Origin of the sequence: Actinomadura sp. KC216, from assembly GCF_004348535.1 — a bacterium.
GTDB lineage: Bacteria > Actinomycetota > Actinomycetes > Streptosporangiales > Streptosporangiaceae > Spirillospora.
Genome location: NZ_SMJX01000332.1, coordinates 1 through 8,847, shown reverse-complemented (window position 1 = coordinate 8,847; position 8,847 = coordinate 1). Strand labels below are relative to the sequence as shown.

Annotated in this window: 8 protein-coding genes; 5 read left to right on the top strand and 3 right to left on the bottom strand. The window is 71.6% G+C overall.

Features of this window, described 5'->3' with window-relative positions; translation table 11 throughout:
• Positions 1-903 (top strand): CU044_5270 family protein (locus tag E1264_RS44020; protein ID WP_165964553.1); only part of this gene is annotated, 903 nt, incomplete at its 5' end.
• An 87-nt stretch (positions 904-990) separates the two neighbouring features.
• On the opposite strand, the gene E1264_RS35685 is transcribed toward E1264_RS44020, so the two are convergent.
• Positions 991-1,293 carry a hypothetical protein gene (locus tag E1264_RS35685; RefSeq protein ID WP_165964552.1) on the bottom strand — a complete coding sequence of 101 codons (303 nt, stop codon included), beginning with the start codon at positions 1,291-1,293 and terminating at the stop codon, positions 991-993.
• A 99-nt stretch (positions 1,294-1,392) separates the two neighbouring features.
• Positions 1,393-2,856, bottom strand: coding sequence for a pentapeptide repeat-containing protein (locus E1264_RS35680; RefSeq protein ID WP_132180793.1), 1,464 nt, complete (start codon positions 2,854-2,856; stop codon positions 1,393-1,395).
• A gap of 116 nt (positions 2,857-2,972) precedes the next feature.
• Here E1264_RS35680 and E1264_RS35675 point away from each other — a divergent pair, with 116 nt between their 5' ends.
• From E1264_RS35675 to E1264_RS35665, 3 genes are all read left to right on the top strand, one after another.
• Entirely contained in the window at positions 2,973-3,521 is a 549-nt protein-coding gene (locus E1264_RS35675) for a hypothetical protein (protein WP_132180791.1), read from the top strand.
• A gap of 148 nt (positions 3,522-3,669) precedes the next feature.
• On the top strand, positions 3,670-5,757 hold the full coding sequence (locus E1264_RS35670) for an RNA degradosome polyphosphate kinase (RefSeq protein WP_132180789.1): 2,088 nt from the start codon (positions 3,670-3,672) through the stop codon (positions 5,755-5,757).
• Between the two features lie 30 nt (positions 5,758-5,787).
• Positions 5,788-6,699, top strand: coding sequence for an NUDIX hydrolase (locus tag E1264_RS35665; protein WP_243711368.1), 912 nt, complete (start codon positions 5,788-5,790; stop codon positions 6,697-6,699).
• Here the strand turns inward: E1264_RS35665 and E1264_RS35660 are convergent.
• Complete coding sequence (locus E1264_RS35660; RefSeq protein ID WP_165964551.1) at positions 6,665-8,152, bottom strand: CYTH and CHAD domain-containing protein; 1,488 nt, start codon at positions 8,150-8,152, stop codon at positions 6,665-6,667. The genes E1264_RS35665 and E1264_RS35660 overlap by 35 nt on opposite strands.
• 121 nt (positions 8,153-8,273) lie before the next feature.
• Here E1264_RS35660 and E1264_RS35655 point away from each other — a divergent pair.
• The coding region (locus E1264_RS35655) for a haloacid dehalogenase-like hydrolase (protein ID WP_132180785.1) at positions 8,274-8,847 on the top strand (574 nt) is incomplete at its 3' end.

Below are 8,847 nucleotides of genomic sequence, written 5' to 3'. Positions count from 1 at the left end.
GGCGGGGAGCACGGGCAGACGCGGCGGCTCGATGCCAAGACCGTCCTGCTCGCCGCCGCTGAGAAGGCCGGGGGGCAGGCCGACACGATGGGTGCGTACTGGCACACGGTGTCGATCTCGTCCCATACGTACACGGTCGGGAAGGCCGGGGCCCGGTACAGCGTCACCGTGCGGGACAGGCACGAGACCTGGACGCCGAGCAAGCCGGGCGGGACGGTGTACGGGCGCCAGCAGTACCTCGGGGCCAAGCCCACGACGGCTGCGGACGAGGCGGCCTGGCGGCGGGCCGGGTCGCCGGACACGTTCGAGATCCGGGTGCCCATCGGCCCCGGCAGCAAGATCACCAAGCCGTACCGGGCGAAGCTGGCGCCCGCGTCGCAGCAGCCGCCCGAGCTCAGCGCGTCGCCGCTCGTTGACGGCGACAAGGTGTTCTGGCTCGGACGGAACGTGACGATGAAGCAGGTGCGGGCGCTGCCGTCCAACCCGAAGCGGCTCAAGGCCGAGCTGATGCGGTGGTTCGAGGGGCACGACACCGAGTCCGACCGCCCGATGGACGGCGGTGAATGGCTCTACCGCGTCGCGAGCGGGATGGTGATGGACATGCCGGTGCGGCCCGAGGTGCGGGCGGCCGGGTTCCGGATGCTAGCGGGGCTCCCGGGGGTGACCTCGATCGGGCGGGTCACCGACCCGGAGGGCCGGCCGGGGACCGCGATCGCCGTCGACGGCGCGACGCCGGGCGGGGTGATCCGCGAGCAGATGATCATCGATCTGGACACGGGGACGGCGCTGGCCAGGGGGAACGTCATGGTGAAGCCGGCGGCCGGGTCGGACGTGCCCGCCGGGCGGACGATGAGCTCCGAGGTCGTGCTCACCGCGGAATGGACGGACTCGGGGCCGCGCTGAGCCCGCGAGCGGGTGGGGACGGTGCCGGCGGGCCGGTGCCGTCCCTTCCTCATGCCGCTGTGCGAAGTGTTAGTGATCTATATGTGATCAGGCGCTTTTGGGGGTTCGGCGGGCGGTTTTCTGGGCGGCCCTGCGCTGTGCGGCGGCGGCGCGGGCGCGGTTGAGGCTTTCCCTGACCTTGGCGGCGCCGCGGGTGGCGGTCGCGGTGTCCTTGGCGCGTCCGGCGTAAACCGCGAGGACTTCGGCGACGGGCGGCGGCTGCCATTCCTCCTTGAGTGTGAGCGGGAGGACGGGAACCGGTGCGGCGGCGGTGTTTCCGGGCACGGGGACGAGCGCGAGATGCGATTGGCAGTGCGGGCACTGCACCCCCGGATGGGTGTCTCTGCTCATAACAAGAATGATTACGCAAGGGTCTGACAAAACGGGGCGGCAGCCCTTTTGACGAGACTCCCGGGAGGCCGCTCGGGATGCGCGGGGTTCAGATCACGGTTATGTGTTGTCGCCGTTCATGTGGAGCATGCGGGCGGCGTCCTGGCGATTGTCGTGGCGCAGGACCGCCGCGCCAGAGCAGACGAGCGCGACGATGATGGTGATCCACGCGACGGCGCGTCCGGCCCGGAGGCCGTAACCGCAGGTGAGCCAGAGAAAGTGCAGGCCCCAGCGCCGCCACCGCGCGGGTTCGCTGTGCCGGCGCTTCTCCAGCGCGCGATACCGGAAGTCCCTGGCGAGGCGGCGGTGGCCGGAGTCGGCGGTGGCGCGGGCCAGGTCGCGGTACAGCGCGGCCAGACGGTCGTCGCCGCACGCGCTGTCGTCGTCGGCGAGGACGGCGCGTCCGGGGCCGCGGCGCGGCCATGACCTGCGGGGCGCCGTGGGGAACGTGCAGTCGCCGGTGAGGCGCAGCGCGTCCGGGCGGCGCAGGCCGAGGAAGCCGCAGCCGCTCAGATCGACCTCGGTCAGCCGGACCTGCGCCGCGTCGACCCGCCGCAGCGAGGCCAGCCGGACGGTCCCGGCGCCGGGCCAGGACGGCTCGTCCAGCCCCTGGATCGGATGGGCCAGCGTCCGGACGGACACCGTCGCGTCGAAGACGGCGTCCTCCAGGTCGAGTTCGGCGTGCCGGAGCCGGAAGTCGGCCTCCCCGTGGACGGTCGCGCCGCGCGCGCCGACGAGCCGTGCCGCCGCGTGGACGCGGAGGCCGCCGTGCGCGGTGACGTCCGCCAGCCCGATCCGGCCGCCCGCGACCAGCGGCCCGAGCCATGCGCCGCGGCGGAACTTGGTGCGCTCCCACCGGGCGTGCCGGGTGACCCGGACGCGCTTGAACGAGACCGCCCCGCCGAAGCACGCCGCCTGCATCGCCGCGTCCCGCCCGAACCGGGCCCGGTCGAAGCAGGCCGCGCCCAGGAACACCGCGCGGCGGAACGACGCGTCGGCGTGCCACCCGGCCTCGCCGAACAGCGCGTCCCCCGCGAACACGGCCTCCTCGAACGAGGCGTGCCGGTGGAAGCGCGCCGCGTGGAACGACACGTTGCACCCGAAGCGCGCTCCCCTGAACGATGCGTTGCCGAAGAACCGCGCGTCGTAGAACGAGGCGCCGCCGAGGAAGCAGGCGCCGTCGAACGAGCTGTCGCCCTCCACGCAGAAGCCGCGCAGCCCGGCGTGGGCCGGCAGCACCGCCCGGTCGAAGCGGGTCCGGCCGAGGTGGGGCCGCCCGTCGGGCCCGGTCACGGCGTCCAGGACGGCGTCCAGCAGCCACGCCGGGACCGTCACGCCCCGCAGATCGACGTCACCGCCCGGACGGAGCGAACCCACGAACCGCTCGAACTCGGCCGTGGGCAGATGGGCGGGGCAGCCGCCCGACCCGTCGGCGACGGCGCGTCCCATGCATCCCTGGACGGCTGAGCACCGCGGCCAGAACACCGCGGTCGTGGACGGCGGGAAGGGCTCGTGATGGGTCACCTTTCTCGGTCTACCAACGCTCCCCCTCCCCGTGAAGCCCTCCTTGCAGAGAGTTCGATGCTCCCCGTAGTGACATTGCCCCCTTTGACAGGCTGTGCGGCGTATTGTGCTGACTCGTGGGGGAGCGGAGCCGGTGGGTCGCGGACGTGGACGCCCACCCCGGAGACGCGCCAGACCTTGCCCGCGCCGTCCTCGGCCGGCTCGTCGGCGCCGGGGTCGTGGCCGCCGACCGGAGCGACTGCGTGCTCGGCGACGTCCCCGGCGGGTACGCGCCCGGCCCGTGCGCCTCGACGATCGTGGCCGGCGACCTCGCCGACTTCCCTGACGTGTGGCCGAACGGCCTGGAGGTCGACGTCGGCCGCACCGCCTTCTACGGCAACGCCCGCGAGGACGACCGCGTGACCTGCCCGCACTGCGCGGCGTGGCTGCCGTTCGAGACCGTCCTGCCCGAGGTGGAGGAGTGGCTGGAAGGCGGCCCCGACTCGCTGGTCTGCGCCGGCTGCACCGCCCGGACGGGCCTCAACGGCTGGGCCTGGCCGGTGCCGTGCGCGTTCGCCGAGCTGGGCCTACGCTTCTGGAACTGGCCCCCGCTCACGGACGCGTTCGTCCACGACCTGACCCACAGCCTGGGTCACCGCCTGATCGCCGGCCACTCCGGTGCGTGACGGCCCGCGGCCCCGACCCGAGATCGCGCGCTCTTGGCCTGAGATGGAGATTGCCTCCGGGGAACCCGGGGGATAGCCGAAGTGTCTGATACTTCGGCTAATCAACCGAGTTCGACTGTCGTTCACCTTGCTCAGGGAAAATTACTGTATGACCGTCAATCCAGGACATATACCTCACCAGGCCGAGGCGCTGCCGGAGGACCGCTTCCTCGATCGGGAGGAGAGCTGGCTCCGGTTCAACCAGCGGGTCCTGGAGCTGGCGGAGGATCCGTCGCTGCCACTGCTCGAACGCGTCCGGTTCCTGTCGATCTTCGCGAGCAACCTGGACGAGTTCTTCATGGTCCGCGTCGCGGGCCTCGCCCGGCGGATGGCGACCGGGCTCGCCGTCCAGTCCGCGAGCGGCCGGCAGCCCCGCGAGGTGCTCGAACGCACCGGCGAGGTCGCGCACGAGCTGATGCTGCGGCACGCCGCCTGCTTCCGCGACGAGATCCGGCCCGCGCTCGGCCACGAGGGCGTCGACATCCTGCGCTGGGACGAGCTGGCCGAGACCGAGCAGGAGCAGATGCGGCGGATGTTCCGCGACCGGATCTACCCCGTCCTCACCCCGCTCGTCGTCGACTCCGCGCACCCCTTCCCGTACATCTCGGGCCTGTCGCTCAACCTCGCGGTGATCGTCCGCGATCCGGAGACGGACGCGACGATGTTCGCCCGCGTCAAGGTCCCGCCGCTGCTGCCGCGCTTCATCGAGGCGTCCCCGGACCGGTTCACCCCGCTGGAGGACGTGATCGCCGCGCATCTCGGCCAGCTCTTCGTCGGGATGGAGGTCGTCGAGCACCACGCGTTCCGCGTCACCCGCAACCAGGACCTGGAGATCGACGACGACATCAGCGAGGGCCTCCTCCAGGCCCTCGAACGGGAGCTGCTGCGCCGCCGGTTCGGCCCGGTCGTCCGGCTGGAGGTCGAGGAGTCGATCTCCGGTGGCGTGCTCGAACTGCTGACGTCCGAGCTGGCCGTGGATGAGAACCAGATCTACCGCGTCGTCGGCCCGCTCGACCTCGGCGGGCTCGCCGCCATCGCCGACCTCGACCGGCCGGAGCTGAAGTACCCCCCTTTCGTCCCGTCCAAGGAGGCGCTGCCGGAGGATGCGAGCATCTTCAGCGCCATCCGTGAGCGGGACGTGCTCGTCCACCACCCCTACGACTCGTTCACCACGACCGTCCAGCGGCTGATCGAGGACGCCGCCGCCGACCCGCGCGTCCTCGCGATCAAGCAGACCCTGTACCGGACGAGCGGCGACTCACCCATCGTGGACGCGCTGATGAGCGCCGCCGAGGCCGGCAAGCAGGTCGTGGTCGTCGTGGAGCTGAAGGCACGGTTCGACGAGCGCGCCAACATCGCGTGGGCGCGGAAGCTGGAGACGGCCGGCTGCCACGTCGTGTACGGGTTCGTCGGGCTGAAGACGCACTGCAAGCTGGCGCTGATCGTCCGGCAGGACGCGGAGGGCCAGCTGCGCCGCTACTGCCACATCGGCACCGGCAACTACCACCCCAAGACCGCCCGCCTGTACGAGGACTTCGGCCTGCTCACCGCCGACCCGGAGGTCGGCGAGGACGTCAGCGCCCTGTTCAACCACCTCACCGGTTACTCGCGCCAGGGCTCCTACCACCGGCTGCTGGTGGCGCCGAACAGCCTGCGGTCCGGGCTCGTCCAGCGGATCGAGCACGAGATCGACAACCGCCGGGCCGGGCATCCCGCCCGCATCCGGATCAAGTGCAACTCGCTCGTCGACGAGGTGATCATCGACGCGCTGTACCGGGCGTCGCGGGCCGGGGTGCCGGTGGACGTCTGGGTCCGCGGCATCTGCGCGCTGCGTCCCGGCGTGCCCGGCCTGTCGGACATGATCCGGGTGCGGAGCGTCCTCGGCCGGTTCCTGGAGCACTCCCGCGTGTTCGCGTTCGAGAACGGCGGCGAGCCCGAGGTGTGGATCGGCAGCGCCGACCTCATGCACCGCAACCTCGACCGCCGCGTCGAGGCCCTCGTCTCCGTCACCGACCGGCCCCAGCGCGACGGCCTGCTCGACCTCCTCGACCGCGCCATGGACGACGGCACCGACGCGTGGGCCCTCGCAGGGGACGGCACCTGGACGCGGCTCACCGCCCGTCCGGGCGAGACGCTGCAGGACATCCAGACCGACCTCGTCAAGAGCCGCCGGTGGAGGACGGTCGATTCCCAATGACCCGTGCGCGTGCCCGCAGGGAGGCGTGAGGTGGCGCTGCCGGTAGTGGTCCGGGCCGCCGGCACGCTGCTGTGGCGGGACGGCCCGGACTCCGGTCCCGAGGTCGCGGTGGTCCACCGTCCCCGCTACGACGACTGGTCGTTCCCCAAAGGCAAGATCGACAAGGGCGAGCACATGCTGCGCGCCGCGGTCCGGGAGACCGAGGAGGAGACGGGCATCGTGCCGCGCCTCGGCCGCAGGCTGCCGACCAGCACGTATCCCGTCCGGGAACGGACCAAACAGGTCTACTACTGGGCGGCCAGGCCGGTGGCGGAGAGCGCGTTCACCCCGAACGACGAGGTGGACGAGCTCGCCTGGCTCCCGCCCGCCGAAGCCGAGTCCAGGCTCAGCTACCGCCACGACATCGACCTGCTCCACGAGTTCCTGCGCGGCCCCCTGAACACCGCGCCGTTCGTGATCCTGCGGCACGCCTCGGCGGGGGAGAAACTCGAATGGCGGGAGGCCGACGAGCTGCGCCCGCTGGACGCCGCGGGCCGCGCGGAGGCCGCCGGGCTCACCGCCCTGCTGCGCTCCTACGGCCCGGCCCGGCTCGTCAGCTCAGCGACGGCGCGCTGCCTGGAGAGCGTCCTGCCGTACGCGCGGCTCGTCCGCAAGCCGATCAGCACCGAAGCGGCGTTCACGGTCGGCGCCACCAGCCCGGGACGGGCCGTCGAGCGGCTCCTCTCCCTCGCCGCGGACGGCATCCCCACCATCGTGAGCACCCACGGCGAGGTCGTCTCCGAACTCGTCACCGGACTGTGCCGGGAAATGGGGGAGAAGATCCCGGACGACCCGAGCCTGCGCAAATCAGAGTTCTGGGTGGCGCACCTGGCCGCCGGTCAAATGGCGGCCCTGGAACGCCACAGCCCTAAAACGCTGGCCCCAACGTCTGTGACCAGGTAGTCGGCAGCCGATCCCGGGCGGCCACCGCCTGGCATTGTTCCTTCCCGTACAGAACGCCCAGCGCGAACGCCTCCGCCGGAACCCTCGTCCGCTTCCCGGCGGCCTCAAGATGCTCCATGGCGATCACGCCGTCCTGGTAGTCGCCGAGAACCTCCTGGATGCGCCTGGCGTCCTTGACCACCCGCCGCGCCGCCACACCCAGCACCGGAACCGCCAGCTCCGCCGCGTACCGGGCCCGCTTGGCGGACTTCCGGGTCTCGTGCCGCGCGATGTCCGGGTCGTCGGCCGTCTTGATCGACGCGTAGTCCCGGGCCATCCGGTCCCACGCCCGCGTGACGAGCCCGGGCAGTTCCTTGCGCGCCTTCCTGTCCGCCTCCCGCGCGAACGGAGGATCGATGACCAGCCGGTCGAGCTTGTCGAGCAGGGCGAAATACCGGTCTTCTTTAAGGGTCGCATTCATCCGGCGGTAAGCGGCCCGCTCCTGCCTTTCGAGATCGTCCAGCAGAAATGTGGGCGCCCCCGCGAAACGCATCCGCAACACTTCACGATCACGCACCTCGCCGAGCACACCGGCCAGCCACCGCAGCTCAGGCCCCAACGGCGCCGTCCGCTCCGCGTCCAGAACCGGCCGATAGCTGCGCAGCGCGCTCCGCAACCGCCGCACCGCCACCCGCATCCGGTGGACGGCGTCGTCCTCGCCCAGCCGCGCCTTCGGGTCGAGCGCCAGCACCGCCGCGACCTGCTCCGCGAGATAACCCAGCACGACCTCCCCGGTCGTCACCGCGGGCGCCTTCCCGTTGGACGTCGCCTCCGCGATCCACGACCGCGCCGCCGCCCGCGCGGCCGCCGCCTCCGACGGCACGACGGCGTCCCCCAGCAGCCGCCCCAGCTTGGACGACGACTTCGCCCTCCGCGCGCCGCCCTTCCGGAGCCGCTTGCCCGCCGCCTTCAGCAACTCGGGAGTCCCCGCCCCCAGCTCCACCTCGATCTCGCGCCACTGCACCGGCTCCCCGTCCGTGCGGCCCGTGACCAGGTCGTCGGCGACCTCCGCCAGCTCCGTGCCGTCCTCGTCAAGCAGCCGGACGACCGTCCGCACCGTCTCCAGCGTCGCGACCGGACTCAGCGCCGCCTCACGCGTGTACGCCGCGACCAGCCCCGCCAGCCGCGCCGGGACAACGAGCGGCCGGCCCAGCGGCGCCCGCAACTCCTGCTTGCTGTCCGGCCCGGTCGGCATCTTCAGGTGCCACCCGGCGTCCGTCCCGCCCCGCCGCCGCCGCAACGTGATGCCGTGCGCCGCGAGCCGCAGATCGGCGGTGTCGAAATAACCGGCGTGCAATTCATGGACCTCGGGCTCGGTGACCGACGCCACACCCGGCAGGCCGTCCAGCTCCGGCAGGACGAACCCGGCGGCGGCGTCGTACTTCTGCTCGATCTCGAGATGCCTTTCGGCCACGCTCAGCTCCTCAAAGACGTCGGCAACAGCGGCGCACACCCAGTTGACAAGCATTTCACGCCAAGGTGAACAACAACAGAAATCTCGTGGTCAGCCGGGTCCGCCGCCCTAGCATGCGGAGGTGCGCACACTGGTTCTCTGGGACATCGACCACACCCTCATCAACGCCGGGGGCGTCAGCTCCGAGATATACGGGACGGTGTTCCACCGGCTCATCGGCCGCCCACCCGAGAGGATCGCCGCGATGGCCGGGCGCACCGACCTCGCCATCACCACCGAAACCCTCCGCCACCACGGTATCGAACCCACGAGCGACCTGATGGCGTCCTTCGCCGAAGCCCTGGCGGAGGCCTTCACCATCCGTCAGGACGACATCGCGGAGCGAGGCCACGTCCTCCCCGGCGCCCGAGCCGCGCTCAAGGCCCTCGCCACCCGCCCCGACGTAGTCCAATCGGCACTCACCGGCAACATGCGCCCGATCGCCATCACCAAACTGACGGCATTCGCCCTCATCGACCACTTCGACCTCGACGCCGGCGCCTATGGCATGGACGGCATCGAACGCCCACCCCTGGTGAAACTCGCGCAACAACGCGCAACCGCGAAATACAAAGAGCACTTCACCGCGTCGAACACCGTCCTTATCGGCGACACCCCGCACGACGTCCGCGCCGGCCACGAAGGCGGCGCCCACG